The sequence below is a fragment of the Chromohalobacter sarecensis genome, from assembly GCF_023061135.1.
In the GTDB taxonomy this organism is placed as follows: domain Bacteria; phylum Pseudomonadota; class Gammaproteobacteria; order Pseudomonadales; family Halomonadaceae; genus Chromohalobacter; species Chromohalobacter sarecensis.
In genome coordinates this window covers 331,833-347,208 of the sequence record NZ_JAKGAN010000002.1, presented here as the reverse complement: position 1 = coordinate 347,208, position 15,376 = coordinate 331,833, and the positions used below count along the sequence as shown (strand labels likewise).

The following is a 15,376-nucleotide window of genomic DNA, read 5'->3' as shown; positions in this document are numbered from 1 at the left end:
GCCCCCACCGGCAACCCGGCGGGGGCGAGACATACGCAGCATACTTGTCAGACGTCGGTCACATTAACCGACGTTCTCCTGAGCAGCTTTCATGCGGCGCCGCAGAATCGGCCCCACGACCACAGGTAGTACCAGCCCAATGATGGCCAGCGCCCACAACGTGATCGACAACCCGCTACTCCACAGCACGCTCCAGTCGCCGTCGGAAATTGTCAGCGCATGACCAAGGTTCTTTTCCATTTCTGGCCCCAGAAGCAAGCCCAAAATAATGGGCACCAGTGGGATCTCCAGCTTACGTAGAATATAGCCAGCCACGCCGAAGGCCACCATGAAATACAGATCGAAGGCAGAATTGCTGATCGAGTAGATACCCACGAAAGCCACCATAGTGACAATCGGCAGCAAGTATTTGGGCGGCACCGAGAGCAGCTTGACGAAGATGCCCACCAGCGGAATGTTGAGCAACAACAGCAGGAAGTTACCCACCAACAAGGCGGCGATGACCCCCCAGACGATATCGGCGTTCTGGGTGAACATCATCGGCCCGGGGGTGATGTTCATCGAAATCAGCAGCGCCAGCAGCACCGCCGTCGTGCCGCTTCCCGGCACGCCGAGCGTAAGCATGGGCACCAAGGCGCCGGAGGAGGCCCCGTTGTTACCCGCTTCGGGTGCCGCGACACCGCGCGGATCGCCCTCGCCGAAATGCCCTTTGCTGCCCAGGATCTTCTTCTCCAGAGTGTAGCTGATAAAGCTACCCAGCGAAGCGCCGGCCCCCGGCAGCACACCGGAGATGAAGCCCAGAACACCGCCACGCAATGTGGTGGGAAAGATGGAACCGATCTCTTTCCAGGACAGCGTGAGCTTGTTGACCTTCATCGGCCCCTTGCCGCCGCCAGCACGATCTTCGATAAAGAACATCAATTCGGAAATAGCGAACAAGCCGACGATGGCGATGATGAAATCGACACCTTCGTAGAGCTCCAGCACACCGAAGGTATAGCGCTGGGTGCCGGTGTTGTCGATGCCCACCGTGGCGATCATCAACCCGATGGCAGCAGCAAGAATCGTCTTGACCGGGTTCTTGCCGGTAATCCCACCCAAAGTGGCGAAGGCCAATACGAACAACGCGAAATACTCTGCGGGCCCAAACGTCAATGCGAACTTGGCCAGCAACGGCGCCAGCAAGATAAGGCCGATCGTGGCAATCAAGCTTCCCATGAAGGAGGCAATCGCCGAGATCGCCAACGCCTCGGCGGCCTTGCCCTTCTGCGCCATCGGGTAACCGTCGAGACAGGTCATCATCGCCGGCTCATCGCCAGGAATATTGAGCAGTATCGACGAGATACGTCCGCCATACATGGCCCCGGCATAGACGGAGGTCAGCATGATGAGCGCGGTTTCCGGTGGCAGGCCCAGCGTAAAGGCCAGCGGAATCAGAATCGCCACGCCATTGGCTGGCCCCAGCCCCGGCAAAGCCCCGATCAAGGTACCCAGAAAGGCCCCGATCAAGGCGAACATCAGGTTGTGCGGCGCCAGAGCGACGCCAAACCCATCAATCAGATAGCCCAGGGTTTCCATCAGCTTCCCTCCAGTACACTCAACACGCCCAGCGGCAGGGACAAATCAAGGCCGATCGTGAACAGAAAATACACCACGATGCCCGCGATCAGACCCGTGACGTAAGCGCGAATGGGCGCCGCCCCCATGCGCCAGCACAGGGTGCCGACAGCCAGGGTCGTGGTAATAATGAAGCCCAAGGGCTGAAGCAAAAGCACATAGGCGATCAACACCACCACGGCGATCAGCAGTTCCAGCCCCGTGCGCATCGGTGGCCATTTTGATCCCGGATCGGGTTTGACGATCAGGTACAGACTACTTAGCGCCAGCACCACGGCCAGCAAGGTGGGAAATGTCTCGGGTCCGATGCCCTCACCCCCACCGAATGGTACGGGAAACTGAGTGGCGCCCCAGCCGTACGCGACGGCCAGGACGAGCATCAGTAGACCGAAGATGCGGTCATTGCATTTCATTTAATCAGTCCGATTTCCTGGGAGAGTTCCTGGATATCCTGGATCTGCTGTTTCACGAATTCATTGAACTCATCATCACTCTTGTGGAACGGCATCAGCCCGTTCTTTTTCATGAGCTCCTTCCATTCGTCGCTGGCGTAGACGGTATTCATCGCGTCGACCCAGTACTCACGGGCGTCATCGGAAATATCCGCCGGCATGTAGAAACCACGCCAGTTGGGGCCCAGCGCATCGATACCCTGCTCACGCGCGGTAGGAATGTCGCTGAACTCGCCGGGCAGGCGCTCTTCCGAGAGCACGGCGAGGATGCGCAGATCGCCGGATTCCATGAAGCCTTGCGCCTCGGTGATGTCGCCGGTAAACGCGTCCACATGGCCGCCGACCACCTGCGTCAGTGCCTCACCTCCGTTGTTGTACGAGAGGTAGGGAATCTTCGGCAGCTTGCCGACATCGGCCGCTTTCGCCGCGATCAGCACCTTGAGATGGTCCCAGCCACCTTTGGCACTACCCCCGGCAAATTTAACCGCACGCGGATCGTCCTTGAGGGCATCCATCAGGTCATTGAGGTTTTCGTACTCGGAATCCTTGCTTACCGCGATGACGCCATAATCGGCACCCAACGCGCCGATCCAGTTGACCATGTCGGCGTCCAGGCCCTGGAACTGCCCCTGCGCCAGACGCGTGGTGGTGGCCGTGGAGGCGGCAACCAGCAGTTGCTCGTCCCCGGCACGCTTGCTCACGGTGTGCGCATAGGCCACCCCGCCGCCGGCGCCGGCCATGTTGATGGTCTGCACGCTGCGCGGCACAAGATCGAGATCCTCGAGGACATTGCCAATGCTACGGCAAGTGAAGTCCCAACCGCCGCCCGGATCGGAGGGCGCGATGCACTCGACCTTGCCGGACGGTTCGAACGCCATGGCGGTGCTGGCACCGAGTGTCAGCGCAGCCGCCATGATGATTTTGAGCGGCGTCTTGAAAGCCATTGTTGTTATCTCCCTTGAGCGAGAATTGAAATGGGTTGCGGGCAACCTGACACTTACCTTACAGTTCTGTAAGGCAGAACAACGTTCCCTTGAGCGGAAAACTAGGCCTGTCATAAGCGAGCGTCAACGCTCGTGCCGCCGTTCAAGACTAAAGTTGAATACTGCCATTGCGGCACGCAAACACCCTGGGAGACCCGCCATGGCGCAAGACCGGGTAGAGGCTGTCGAACGTGCGCTATCCGTCATGGAAGCCTTCGACACGCAGCATGAAAGCCTATCCTTGGCCGAGTTGGCCGAGGTAACCACACTCTATAAAAGCACGCTGTTACGCTTGCTCGGCTCGTTGGAGCGTTACGATTACGTGCAGCGCGATGCACGCGGACGCTATCGCCTGGGCGCCACGCCGGCGCGCTTGGCCAGACGGCACGCACCTACGCGTCAATTGGCCAGCCTGGTCATGCCGGTTCTCGAACGTTTATGCCGCGACACGGGAGAAACCGCCGCGCTACTGTCATGTGAGGAAGATCAGATGGAATGCTGCTTGAGCGCCTTGCCGGACACCGACCTGCGCCATACGCTACGCCCCGGCTACCGCTGGCAGATGCAGGACGACGATCCCTCGCTGGCCTTGCCCGGCGGGACGATGACCTGCCAGGCCATCCCTGACACCGCCTACTGGCTGAGCCTTTCCGGCCCCAAGGGGCGTTTGCCCGCCCGCGAAGCGCGACGCGCCCTGCAAGAAGCCGCGACAGTACTAAGCCACCGCGCATTGCAGGACTATCCGTCATGACGCCCGAGACCACCGCTCCCCTATTGCTGGTCGAGGACGATGCCCTGCTGGCCAGTACGCTGTACGACGTCCTGAGCCTGGCCAGCTACCGAGTCGATGCCCTCGAGGACGGCGACGCCGCCTTCACCCGCCTGGCCTCCCCCGAGCATGGCTATGTATTGGTACTGCTCGATCTCAACCTGCCGGGCCGCGGCGGCCTCGAGATACTCGATGCCATGCGGCGCCATGATCGCGACACGCCGGTATTGATCCTGACCGCACGCGGCGCCATCGAGGATCGCGTCAAGGGGCTCGATCTGGGCGCCGACGACTACCTGGCCAAACCCTTCGCCCTGGATGAACTAGAAGCCCGGGTGCGCGCCCTCTTACGCCGGCGCCAACACGACGACGGCACGCAATTGCATGTCGGGGCGTTGCATTTCGACACCCTGACACAACGCTTCACTCTCGATGATGTCACGCTCGAGCTGCCGCCCCGCGAGCAACGCCTATTGGCTTATCTGATGCGCCATGCCGGGGAACCGGTGGAAAAAGCCCACCTGCTCGAGCAGGTCTTCGCCGAGGAAACGCTCGGCGACAACGCCATCGAGGTCTATATCCACCGCCTGCGGCGACGTCTTTCCGGCTCGTCTCTGGCACTGCGCACCGTGAGGGGGCTGGGTTATCTGTTGGAGAGCGACGCGTGAGCCCACCGGTCAACTCGCCCAGCCTCTACCGGCGCCTGCTGGTCTGGCTGCTGGTGCCCATGCTGGCACTGGGGACTTTGATGCTCATTCAAGCCTACTTGGCCTCGCGCGATACCGCCGACCGGGCGTTCGACCGTTTGCTCGAATCGGCCTCACTCTCCATCGCCGAACAGGTCAAGCGCCAGCAGGGCCAACTGTGGATGGACCTGCCCCCGGCGGCCCTGAAAATGCTGGCCTCGAACGCCGAAGAGCGCGTTTTCTATGCCCTTTACGATGCCCATGACAACTTCATCAGCGGCAACGCCGAGCTACCACGCATCGACGACGGGCAAGGCAACATGCGCTTCGCCAACATCGAGTGGCACGACATGGCGTTGCGCCTGGGCGTGCGGCGCTCGCTACTCGAAGGGTGGCGCGACCGCCAGCCTTTCGAGGTCCGCGTGGCGCATACCCGCGAAGGGCGCGCAGCTCTGACACAGGCGCTGTTCCAGGGCAGCATGCTGCGTTTGATCGCCATGGCGCTGTTGGCCATCGGCGTGGTGCTGCTCGGGGTGCGCATGGCCCTGATGCCCCTGACCCAGCTGCGCCGGGCGATCCGCGCCCGTGACCCGCGCACCCTGGCACCGCTCGACCTGACCCTGCCTCGCGAACTCGCCGAGCTGCGCGAAACCCTCAATGAACTGTTGGCGCGCATGCGCCGTGTACGCGCCAACCAGGAACGCTTCATCGGCGATGCCTCGCACCAATTGCGCACCCCGCTGGCGGGGCTTTCGGCACGCGCCGAGCTCGCCCTGCGCCAGGACGATCCTCGCGCCTGGCACGATGCACTCGGCGTCATGCGCGGCAGTGCCGACAAGACCGCGCGCCTTGCCTCACAACTGCTCTCCCTGACGCGCCTCAACAACCCCGAGTCGATGCCGGAAGCCCGCGATATCGATCTTTGCGACATCGCCCGGCAAGCCATACGTGACGCCCTGACGAGTTGCCATCGCGCGGGCATCGACCTGGGCGTCGAGACACCCTCGCATGCGGTCATCCAGCACGCGGTCGAATGGCAGCTCGCCGAGGCCCTGGCCAACTTGATCGACAACGCCTGCCGCTATGGTGCATCGCGTATCACGGTGCGCGTCGGCGAAGCCCCAACACGTCTCGAGGTCGAGGATGACGGCCCCGGGATCCCCGAGGCACAACGCCTGCTAGTGCTGCGTCCCTTCCATCGCGGCATCGAAGGTGGCCAAGGCTCGGGGCTTGGCCTGGCAATCGTCGATGGCATCGCCCGGGCCCATGCCGCCCGACTCACCCTGGCGCCGGCTCAGCCGAATGCCGAACCGCCGGGCTTGCGCGTGCGCTTGCATTTCACCGAGGAGCCGACACCATGACCGCGCCACATCGCTCACCCGCGCGCTGGGCCGTCGCCCTCACCGCCATGATGCTCTCCGCCATCACGCTGGCCGATGACGCCAATGTCCTGCGTTACCCCGCCGCCCACGAGGCCGCCGCGCAGCCACTGGAAATTCACGGCGCACTGGACAACGAGTTGATGGCCCCGCTACTGGCCGACTTTCATGCGCGCTACCCCGAGATCGAGCTGATCTACCGCAACCTGACCACGCTCGCGTTGTACCGGCGTTTTCTGGCGGAAGACGAGGCCTCCGCCGACGTGGTGATGTCCTCGGCCATGCCCTGGCAGTATCAGCTTGCCAACCGCGGCCACGCACGGGCGTTGACCACCTCCGCAGCACAGCAGTGGCCCCAGGTATCGCGCTGGCGCCACGAATTGTTCGGCTTTACCTTCGAACCCGTGGTCATCGTCTATCGACGCGACGCGCTCGAGGGCGCAACGCCTCCGGATAGCCACGAAGCCTTGCTGAGCTTGCTCACCCATGAGCGCCAGCGTCTCAAAGGCCGCGTGGTGACTTACGATCCTTGGCGCAGCGGTGCCGGCTATACCTATGCCACCGAAGACGCGCACATGTCACCGCGCTACTGGGAATTGGTGGCTGCCTTGGGCGGTGTGGAAGCGGCGCTGGCCGACACCACCGGCGAAATGCTCGACGGCCTGGCCGACGGGCGCTACGCCGTCGGCTATAACTTGCTAGGCTCCTACGCACGTGACTTCGTGGCCGATCACCCGCAACTGGAAATGGTCATTCCCAACGATTATGCCCTGGTGACGCAGCGTCTGGTGTTGATCCCCAAGCGCGCGCGCCATCCCGAGACCGCCGAACGCTTCGTCGATTATCTTCTCAGTCGTCAAGGGCAACGGGTAATCCGCGACAAGACGCCTCTCGGGGCGGTACACACCGCACTCGACGGCGAAGGCACTGCGCGTGACTTGCGCCAGACCCTCGGCGATGCCCTTCATCCGATCGCCATCGACCCCAGCCTGCTGGCCACGCTCGACACTCTCAAGCGCCACTCACTGCTCGACCGTTGGCAGCGCGAGTACACACGGCTCAGCGACAGCGGGCCGTGAACGCATGAACGTCACGCCACCTCGCGCTATACTGCGCGGCGTTTTATCGACTCCTTTTATCGACTTCTCAGCGGTGTGGGCATGCAACGTCTCGACCAACTTCTCGTCGCCCAGGGCTGGGCACGCTCACGCACGCGGGCCCAGCGTCTGATCCGCCATGGGCGCGTCACGCTGATCTCGACGGACCCACCGCGTACGCTGACCAAGCCCGGCGAGAAAGTCGCCGACGACAGCCGCTTCCAGCTCGCCGAGGATCCGGAAGAGCGCTACGTCTCGCGCGCCGGGCTCAAGCTGGAGGCCGTTCTCGACACGCTGGGACTGCGCCTCGCAGGGATGACGGTACTCGACGTGGGACAGTCCACCGGCGGGTTCACGGATTGCGCCTTGCGCTACGGTGCCACGCGCGTGGTAGGTATCGAGGTCGGGCGCGATCAGCTCGACGCGACGCTGCGCAAGGATGAACGCGTCATCTGTCTGGAAGGCGTCAACGCCCGCGCGCTTCCCCACGAGCGGCTCGCCGCTCTGGCCCCGGAAGGACTGCACGTGGCGGTCATGGATGTCTCCTTCATCTCGCAAACCTTGATCCTGCCCGAGCTCGCCACCGTGCTCTCGCCAGGCGCGCACCTGGTGTCACTGGTCAAGCCGCAATTCGAGGTCGGCCCGCATAAGGTCGACGCCCACGGCATCGTCCGCGATCCGGCGCTTTATGCGGCGGTGGAAGCTCGCATCCGCGAGAGTTGCACCGCCGCCGGCTTCGAAATCCGCCACTGGCAGGAAAGCCCGCTACGCGGCGGCGACGGTAACCGCGAGTTCCTGCTGCATGGGGTCAAAAGCGGCTGAGGCCGCCCTCAATCATCGCTGCCAGCCGTCCCGTCTCCGCCGGAACTGCGGCCGGCATCGACATCCTCGATGCCATCGCGTCGCGCCGGCCTCGATGACGTTACCTCGCCGCCCAACGGCGCCTCTCCCTGAGGTTGCGAGCTTACCCAGGCTTGCCGCCCTGCGGCATCGTGCAGCCAGACATCCAACTGGTTGAACGCGATACGGATGCCGTATTCATGGAACAAGGCATCGAGGCGTCGATTGATTTCATCGCTGGCATACAGGCGATCCATCAGGTCGTTGACGAAGATCCGCAACTCGAAGCTGAACGCCGTGGCGCCATATTCGAGGCAGAAGATCTGCGGCTCGGGATCGCGCAGCACGCGCGGGTTTTCCTCGGCGGCCTGACGCAGCAGGCGGTGGACCTGCTCCAGGTCGGAACCGTGCGACACGCCATAAGTCAGCACCACCCGCGTGATGTTGTCGGAAAGCGACCAGTTGATCAGTTGATCGGTGACGAAGGTCTTGTTGGGAATGATGATTTCCTTGCGATCGAAATCCGTCACCGTGGTGGCGCGAATGCGGATACGGCTGACCGTACCGTGCAAGTTGCCCAGGGTGATGGTATCGCCGATACGCACCGGGCGTTCGAACAGGATGATCAGCCCCGAAATGAAGTTGGCGAAGATCTCCTGTAGCCCGAAGCCCAGCCCCACGCCCAGCGCGGCGACCAGCCATTGCAGCTTGTCCCACGACACCCCCAGCGTGCCCAACGACACCACGACCCCGGTGCCCACGATGGTGTAGGAAAGCAGCGAGGAGATGGCATAAGCACTGCCTTGCTTGAGACTCAGGCGCGAGAGCACCATGACCTCCAGCAGCCCAGGCAGGTTGCGCGCCATCATGAACGTCAACGCGACCAGCACCAGCGCCGTGAGTACGTCGGCCACGGTGATCGGGCTGGTGGTCATCGCCTCGCCCTGGCCGCGCTCGATCTGCCAGACGGAGACGTTGTCGAGATAAGACAACACCCCCAGCAGATCCGCCCACACCACGTAAAGCACCAGGGTAAAACCCAGAAACAGAATCAGCTTGGACAGGCGCAGCGACTGCTGATTGACCTGCTCCATATCCAACGGCGGCTCTTCGACTACTTCGAGTCCACTCTCTGTGTCCTCCTTGGATTGCGCGTGGCGACGCGCCACCGCACGCCGATAGGCCAATCGCCGCGCCGCGACCGCCAATCCGCGAACGACCGCAGCCTCGACGAGAATCCACAGCCCCAGAATATAGATAGAGGTGATAAAACGTCCGACCAAACTCAGCGCGGTATACTCGAACCCCATGACGATCAGGCCCGCGAGTATCAACGGCACGACCGATAACGCCAAACCCAGCAGCAGACGAAAAAGCTTGAGGCCGAAAAACGGCACATGGGCGAGGATCAGGCGCACTAGTACCGCGGTCATCATCACCAACCCCAGCAGCAGCAATAGCAGCGACAACGGCCGCTCCGCCAGGCGCCCATCGCTATAGGGCGCCACGTTACTGATCAAGATGACCGGAATCAGCGCGATGCCCAGCCATAGCAACAGTTGCCGCAAGCGCAGCACGTACTGCGGTGACCAGTGAAAGTGGCGCGCAGCCACACCATCGGAGACCAGCAAACGCCGCGACCAGGCGATGACGCCCCACGCCAGCGCCAGTTGCAACAGCGCGTCGCCCAGCACCACGGCGAGGCCATGCCCACCCAGGTTGAGAGCCCCGCCCACGGCCGCCAACGACAAGGGACCATGCGCGGCGAGCAACGCATTGAGCGCGATCGCTCGGGGCGTGTGCATCTGGGTGTCACGCTTGAGGCGCCCGATTTCCTCATGCAACCTGAGCAGTGACGCCTTGAGACGCCGCCGCCATAGCAACAGCCCGCCGGAAAGCAGCAACAGCGGCACCATGGCGAACGCCTCGCCATCGGGACGTTGCCACGCGGATCCCCATGTCGAACGCCAGTCGTCGTCTGTCATGCCTTGCCACAGCGTGCGCGGAAACTGCCGCAGCCATGTCCAATCCAGCGGGCGCCCATTGGCCACCCAGAACAGCTGCTCTTCGATAGTCGCGCGCAGCTCGTCACTGATCTTCAACAACTGCTGTTGATTGAGCTGCTGGTTGATGGCAATCGTCAGCAGGTTGCCGTATTCCCCATCGAGCTGGTCGAGCAGCTCACGGCGCGACTCGAACAACTTGATCAACGCCTCACGCAGCCCCGGGGCATCGTCTATATTCGCATCGGCCAGGCTTTTATCGGCCAATTGCTGGGGGCGTCGCAAGGCGTCGCGTTGCTGCGATAGATCGAACTGGCGCAGGCGCAGATCGGCGATTTCGTCCTGTAACCCGCTCAGCGCATCAACCTCGGGCAACGACTCTCGCTGCTCGCGAAGGATGCGCGACAACAGCAAGCTGCCACGAATCGCATCGATCTGTTCGTTGAGCGTGCGCTGGACCTGGCGCACACGATCGAGCTGGGTTCGCGTTTCGATCCCCTCGCGCACCAGGTCGTTAGCGCGGTCGGTCACTTCCAGCAATTCACCGCTTAGATCGCGATTGACCTGCTGGACCTTGGTCAGCACAGGATGCTCGGCAATCGTCTCGGCATCTTCGCGACCGACATCGGCGATGGCCTTCTCCGACTGCTCGCGCCGCGCCTTATCCAGTGCTGCCTGCAACGCCGACAATTGGCTTTCCTGGAGCGCGATGCGCTTTTCCAGCACGTCACGCTGCTGCATCGCCAATTCGCGCAAGCGAGTGTTATGAGAAAGCTCGCTCTGATGCCACCGTGCGCGGCGCTCGGCCAGCGCCTGCTCAACCTGATAGCGGTCACGCTTGGCAAGTTCCGCCTCGTTCGACTCTTCGACGTCGTCTAACTCGGCAAGCTGAGCCTGGCGCGTATCGGCACGTTCCCGCGCTTCGACAATCGCCGTCTGGGCGCGTTCGGGAAGCGTCTGGGCACTGATCAACTGGGCATTGACGTCCGCCAGACGGCTCTGCAGTTTCTCCAATTCTTCCAACGCATCGCCGGTACGCTCACGCAATTCATCCAGCGACAAGGCGTCAAGTCCGCCCTCAGGCGCGGCATCCGACGGCGCCTCCAGGCGCTGAAGTTGCTGCGCCAAGGATTGCGATTCCTGAGGCGCGTTCTCCGCGCGCTGCTCGAGCGCGTCGAGTTTATCGTCGACCGACTCGAGTTCTTGCAGCCCTTCCAACGCGGCGCGGGTATCGTCTATGGCCGTGCGCTGGTCGCTATCGGGCTGCTCGATGGATTGCAGCCGTTCCAGACGCGTTGTCAGCTCATCATGCTCGGGCAATGCCGACTGCGCCATGGCGTCGCCAACCACGCACAGCAGGCAAAGCGCAACACATGCGATACAATGAACCACACGCACCTTGGCATGCCCACGTTCATGCCGCCCAGGCCAGCATTGCCAAGTGAAGAAATGATGCCAGCGTCGCCACGACATGCTCTGTCCTCGTTACCCATGCGGTGCGCCGATTGTCGGTGCGTGGCACGCACATGGCAATCTTGGGCGAATATTTGCGTTCTACCACCCACGTGATAGAAATATTCACCATGACCAATGTTAGGGTTTTACGCCATCGACAAGGTACTACCATCACAAGGTACTAAATGACATGGAGTCACCACGCCCCCGCTTGCCGATCCTCGTGTTGCTCACGCTTGCACTGTCCGCTCCCGTGCAGGCAGCCGCCGCCCTGAGCGATAGCGAACGCGAGGCCATTGAAGCGCGCGTTCAGACACTCGAAGCGGAGCTGCAAGAGCTACGCGCAACATTGGCCGACGACACCACGGCCACAGCGGCCAACGCCACGCCCCGAGAGCGCGAGGCACAGAACTTGGAAGCCCGTGCCGACAAGCGTCGCGCGCTGGAGCGCGAATCCTCGCGCAACCCGTTGGCAGTCACCACGTATCGGCGCAACTATCTGTTGCCTTGGGCCTACAACGCCAACCCCGATCAAGACCGTTTCAGCGAAGTCAGCGACGCGGACAATGCCGATAACGCCGAGGTCAAGTACCAGTTGAGCTTCAAGGTCAACCTGATCGAAGATCTGTTCGAGGATAACGGCGATCTATACTTCGCCTACACCCAGCGCAGCTGGTGGCAAGCCTACAATTCCGAGGCATCGGCGCCATTTCGCGAAACCAACTACGAACCCGAGATGTTCGTCAGCTTCGATAACGACATGAGTGCCCTAGGCTGGACCAATACCATTAACCGTGTCGGTTTTGCACACCAGTCCAACGGCCGCTCCGACCCGTTGTCGCGTAGCTGGAATCGTGTCTACGCCGATATGGTGTTCCAACGCGGTGAGTGGGCGGCAAGCATCGCCCCTCACTGGCGTGTCCCGGAGGATGAGGAAGACGATGACAATCCCGACCTCGAAAACTACATCGGCTATGGCGATATCACCTTGGTACGCGCCTTCGGCGATCAGGAAATTTCTCTGCTGATGCGTGGTAACCCCGGCAAGGACCATTACGGCGCCCAGTTGGACTATTCGTTCCCACTTTTCGGCAAGGTTCGCGGTTACGTTCAGTATTACCATGGCTACGGCGAAAGCCTGATCGACTACGACCACATCAACCGACGCCTAGGGCTGGGTTTCAGCATCAATACCTTCTTGGCCGGCATTCCTGGCCTGGACTAACGATGCAGGCCAGGAAGGGCTGTTGATACGGCGGCTTGGCCTGCTATGCTGAAGACGCAAATTAACCCGTCAGAGGAAGACATCATGGCCATGCAGCCTACCGGTACCCAACGCGAAAACGAAGCGTCCACCGAGCAACTCAAGAATGACCTGCGCCAGCTGTCGCAGACCGTTGAAGAACTGGTCAAGGCGACTTCTGACGATTCTCGCGGGCACATCAGCGAAGCTCGCGAGCGCGCTCAGCAACGTCTCAACGAAACGCGCGCCAAGCTTGAAGCGCGTGGTGAAAAAGTCTACGAAAGCGCACGCGAACAGATGGATTGCTGCGACCGTTACGTACGTGACAATCCCTGGACCAGCATCGGCATCGGGGCTGGCGTCGGGGTCGTCATCGGCTTGCTCATCGGGCGTCGCTAATGGCGGATCGCCAGGGACCGGCGGAGCGCGTCATTAGCTCGGCGCGCCGTCTGCTTTCCAATGTGATCGCCATGGGCGAGACGCGCTTGCGTCTCGCCGTGCTCGAGTTGGAAGACGAACGCGATCGCATGCTCAGCCTGCTATTGCTGGCGGGCGCAGCATTGATCACCTTCTCGTTCGCCATCGGCATGCTGCTTTTGATGCTGGTGGTCCTGTATTGGGAAGATCACCGTCTGCTCGCAATCGGTGTGTGCGCGGTCGTGTTGTTCATCATCACCGCAGGCCTGGCGTACGCTGCCAAACGTCTCGCCAAACGTCGGCGCCTGATGCAGTCCACCTTGAGCCATTTGGAACAAGACCGCCAAGCGCTAGGGGGTTCGCGTGAATCGTCGTGAACGCGCTGCGGAGCTCGAGCATCTCGAGACCCGTATCCTGCAGCAACGTCTCGATATGGGTCACGCACTGCTCGACTGGCGAGACGCCACGGCGCCCATCGATCATGGCTGGCAACGCCTGATGCAGTGGCGAGCACCCTTGGTAGGAGGCTTCGGCCTGCTCGCAGCGGTGGGTATACGCCGTCCCCGGGGAGCACGCGCCTGGATGCGCCGCGGCCTCTCGACCTTCTTGATGGCAAATCGAGCACGCGCTCTGTACCGCCTCGCACGCCGTTAGCCCTCGCTATCGCTAGTGCCATAAAGCCTCCATTCGGAGGCTTTTTTCATATTCAAGGTGTCAGTCGGCTAGTCAGCTCGGCATCGATATCCACGGTACCGGGCACTAGGCGTACAAACGGCACGCCCCGTGCCGCTAATCCCTCACGCGTTTCATCGGCGAAAACGGCCAGATCGTCCTCATGGCAATAAACCACCGCCGCCACACTATAGCGTTCCACCAGTGACGGTACCTCGCTGGGATAGTAGACACGCACGCCTTCCACTTGCGTACCGTGATGCCAGGGATAGTCATCGACCACCGCCAGCGCCCTGTAGCGTGTCGAGCGTGCGAAATGGATCAGCAACCGATAATGCGCGTATTCCAACCCGCACACCACCACCGGCAAGCGTTCCCGCCCCTTCTTCGACCGGCTAGCGGAGAGTCGTTGGCCTATCGCGTGCCAGAACCCTCGCGATGCACGTTGCGACATGCACGCCTCCTTTGCTTATTAGCCGCTTGCTGGGCTATAACTACATCGACTGCCCGCAGGCCACGCCGGACGCCCACGCCCATTGAAAATTGAAGCCGCCCAGTTGGCCGGTGACATCCAGCGCCTCGCCGATGAACCGCAGCGCCGGCAGCCCTTCTACCGCAAAGGTCTTGGAAGAAATCGCCTGCGTCTCGACGCCCCCCAGCGTTACCTCGGCGGTCCGCCAGCCCTCGGTCCCTGCGGGTTTGAGCTGCCAGCGTTTTAGCTCGCCATCCAGGCGCGACACTTCACGCTTGGAAAGCGCTCCCAGCGGTTTTTCCGTCACCCCTTGCCATTCGCACCAGGCCTGCGCCAAACGCTTGGGAAGTCGCTCGCCCAGCCACGTGGATACATGCCGCTTGGGCGCTTCGTGACGCAGGGTGGCAAGCTCTCCGGCAACGTCGATATCCGGCAGCAAGTCGATGGACAACGCCATACCCGGCTGCCAATGGCTGGACGCCTGCAGCATGGCCGGCCCCGAGACACCACGATGCGTAAACAGCATGGGTTCACGATAGCGCCCCTCGCCGACCTCGACCGTCACTGAGCAGCTCACCCCCGCCAGCGACGCGGCCCGCTCTCGCCATTGAGAGGTCAGCGTGAACGGCACCAGCGCGGCTCGCGTGTCGGTGACGCCCAAGCCAAACTGACGGGCGATGTCATAGCCGAAACCGGTGGCGCCCATGGTGGGAATCGACAATCCGCCGGTGGCGATGACCACCGCACCGGCGTCGATCGCGCCACTCGAGGTCTCGAGACGCATGCCCTCACCACGGCGCTCGAGAGATGTAATACGCGTCTTGAGGCGTACTTCCGCGCCTGCCCACTCGCATTCGGTGAGCAACATGGACACTATCGGCTTGGCCGAATCGGCACAGAAGAGCTGCCCCGGCGCCTTCTCGACATGCTCGATGCCGTGGCGCTCGACGAGCTCGACGAAATGGCCCGGCGTATAGCGCTTGAGTGCGGAGATGCAAAAATGCGGGTTGGCAGAGAAGAAATGCTCCGGCCCCGTCGCCAGGTTGGTGAAATTGCAGCGCCCGCCTCCGGACATCAGGATCTTCTTGCCCGCCTTGTTGGCATGGTCAAGCACCAGCACACGCCGCCCCTCATAACCGGCAGTCAGTGCGCACATCAGGCCCGCCGCGCCGGCACCGATCACCACTACGTCATAGGTCTGCGCCATCGTCGCGTCTCATTGCTGGCAAAGGCGATCATTCTAAGCGTTAAGCGACACAGCGACGAACCTGTATATTCTGTATGCTCGTCA

The 15,376-nt window shown here is 62.1% G+C and carries 15 protein-coding genes; 9 read left to right on the top strand and 6 right to left on the bottom strand.

Translation table 11 applies throughout. The features are described from left to right. Window positions 1-63: 63 nt before the first annotated feature. The 3 genes from L1071_RS04510 to L1071_RS04500 are packed head-to-tail and all read right to left on the bottom strand — an operon-like array spanning window position 64 to window position 3,013. The gene (locus L1071_RS04510) at window positions 64-1,578 is read right to left on the bottom strand and encodes a tripartite tricarboxylate transporter permease (protein WP_246969218.1); all 1,515 of its coding nucleotides are present in this window, start codon (window positions 1,576-1,578) and stop codon (window positions 64-66) included. Next, entirely contained in the window at window positions 1,578-2,030 is a 453-nt protein-coding gene (locus tag L1071_RS04505; protein WP_246969216.1) for a tripartite tricarboxylate transporter TctB family protein, read from the bottom strand. Before L1071_RS04505 ends, L1071_RS04510 begins: the two co-directional genes overlap by 1 nt. Beyond that, window positions 2,027-3,013: a Bug family tripartite tricarboxylate transporter substrate binding protein gene (locus L1071_RS04500; protein WP_246969214.1), complete on the bottom strand. Its 987-nt coding sequence runs from the start codon at window positions 3,011-3,013 to the stop codon at window positions 2,027-2,029. Before L1071_RS04500 ends, L1071_RS04505 begins: the two co-directional genes overlap by 4 nt. Before the next feature lie 199 nt (window positions 3,014-3,212). Between L1071_RS04500 and L1071_RS04495 the strand changes: the two genes are divergently transcribed. The 5 genes from L1071_RS04495 to L1071_RS04475 all read left to right on the top strand — a co-directional run bounded on the left by L1071_RS04495 (window position 3,213) and on the right by L1071_RS04475 (window position 7,805). Beyond that, window positions 3,213-3,803: an IclR family transcriptional regulator gene (locus L1071_RS04495; protein WP_246969212.1), complete on the top strand. Its 591-nt coding sequence runs from the start codon at window positions 3,213-3,215 to the stop codon at window positions 3,801-3,803. Continuing rightward, complete coding sequence (locus tag L1071_RS04490) at window positions 3,800-4,489, top strand: response regulator transcription factor (protein WP_246969210.1); 690 nt, start codon at window positions 3,800-3,802, stop codon at window positions 4,487-4,489. Before L1071_RS04495 ends, L1071_RS04490 begins: the two co-directional genes overlap by 4 nt. Then, window positions 4,486-5,868, top strand: coding sequence for a sensor histidine kinase (locus tag L1071_RS04485; protein ID WP_246969207.1), 1,383 nt, complete (start codon window positions 4,486-4,488; stop codon window positions 5,866-5,868). Before L1071_RS04490 ends, L1071_RS04485 begins: the two co-directional genes overlap by 4 nt. Further along, window positions 5,865-6,965, top strand: a complete 1,101-nt coding sequence (locus L1071_RS04480; protein WP_246969204.1) for an ABC transporter substrate-binding protein — start codon at window positions 5,865-5,867, stop codon at window positions 6,963-6,965. The genes L1071_RS04485 and L1071_RS04480 overlap by 4 nt, the downstream gene beginning before the upstream one ends. A gap of 81 nt (window positions 6,966-7,046) precedes the next feature. Beyond that, window positions 7,047-7,805, top strand: a complete 759-nt coding sequence (locus tag L1071_RS04475) for a TlyA family RNA methyltransferase (protein ID WP_246969201.1) — start codon at window positions 7,047-7,049, stop codon at window positions 7,803-7,805. A gap of 8 nt (window positions 7,806-7,813) precedes the next feature. On the opposite strand, the gene mscK is transcribed toward L1071_RS04475, so the two are convergent. Then, window positions 7,814-11,299, bottom strand: coding sequence for a mechanosensitive channel MscK (gene mscK, locus L1071_RS04470; protein WP_246969198.1), 3,486 nt, complete (start codon window positions 11,297-11,299; stop codon window positions 7,814-7,816). Window positions 11,300-11,471: 172 nt separating this feature from the next. Here mscK and L1071_RS04465 point away from each other — a divergent pair, with 172 nt between their 5' ends. The 4 genes from L1071_RS04465 (at window position 11,472) to L1071_RS04450 (ending at window position 13,595) form a co-directional block, all read left to right on the top strand. Continuing rightward, entirely contained in the window at window positions 11,472-12,506 is a 1,035-nt protein-coding gene (locus L1071_RS04465; protein ID WP_246969195.1) for a phospholipase A, read from the top strand. Between the two features lie 84 nt (window positions 12,507-12,590). Next, complete coding sequence (locus L1071_RS04460; protein ID WP_246969192.1) at window positions 12,591-12,923, top strand: ElaB/YgaM/YqjD family protein; 333 nt, start codon at window positions 12,591-12,593, stop codon at window positions 12,921-12,923. Then, window positions 12,923-13,318, top strand: coding sequence for a phage holin family protein (locus L1071_RS04455; protein ID WP_246969189.1), 396 nt, complete (start codon window positions 12,923-12,925; stop codon window positions 13,316-13,318). The genes L1071_RS04460 and L1071_RS04455 overlap by 1 nt, the downstream gene beginning before the upstream one ends. Next, complete coding sequence (locus L1071_RS04450) at window positions 13,305-13,595, top strand: YqjK-like family protein (protein ID WP_246969186.1); 291 nt, start codon at window positions 13,305-13,307, stop codon at window positions 13,593-13,595. The genes L1071_RS04455 and L1071_RS04450 overlap by 14 nt, the downstream gene beginning before the upstream one ends. A 52-nt stretch (window positions 13,596-13,647) precedes the next feature. On the opposite strand, the gene L1071_RS04445 is transcribed toward L1071_RS04450, so the two are convergent. Both L1071_RS04445 and L1071_RS04440 read right to left on the bottom strand, forming a co-directional pair. Continuing rightward, window positions 13,648-14,067 (bottom strand): nucleoside-diphosphate sugar epimerase/dehydratase, encoded by a 420-nt coding sequence (locus tag L1071_RS04445; RefSeq protein ID WP_246969183.1) that lies wholly within the window; start codon window positions 14,065-14,067, stop codon window positions 13,648-13,650. Between the two features lie 40 nt (window positions 14,068-14,107). Beyond that, a complete protein-coding gene (locus L1071_RS04440) occupies window positions 14,108-15,292 on the bottom strand; it encodes a BaiN/RdsA family NAD(P)/FAD-dependent oxidoreductase (protein WP_246969180.1) in 1,185 nt (394 codons plus the stop codon). Window positions 15,293-15,376: the final 84 nt, after the last annotated feature.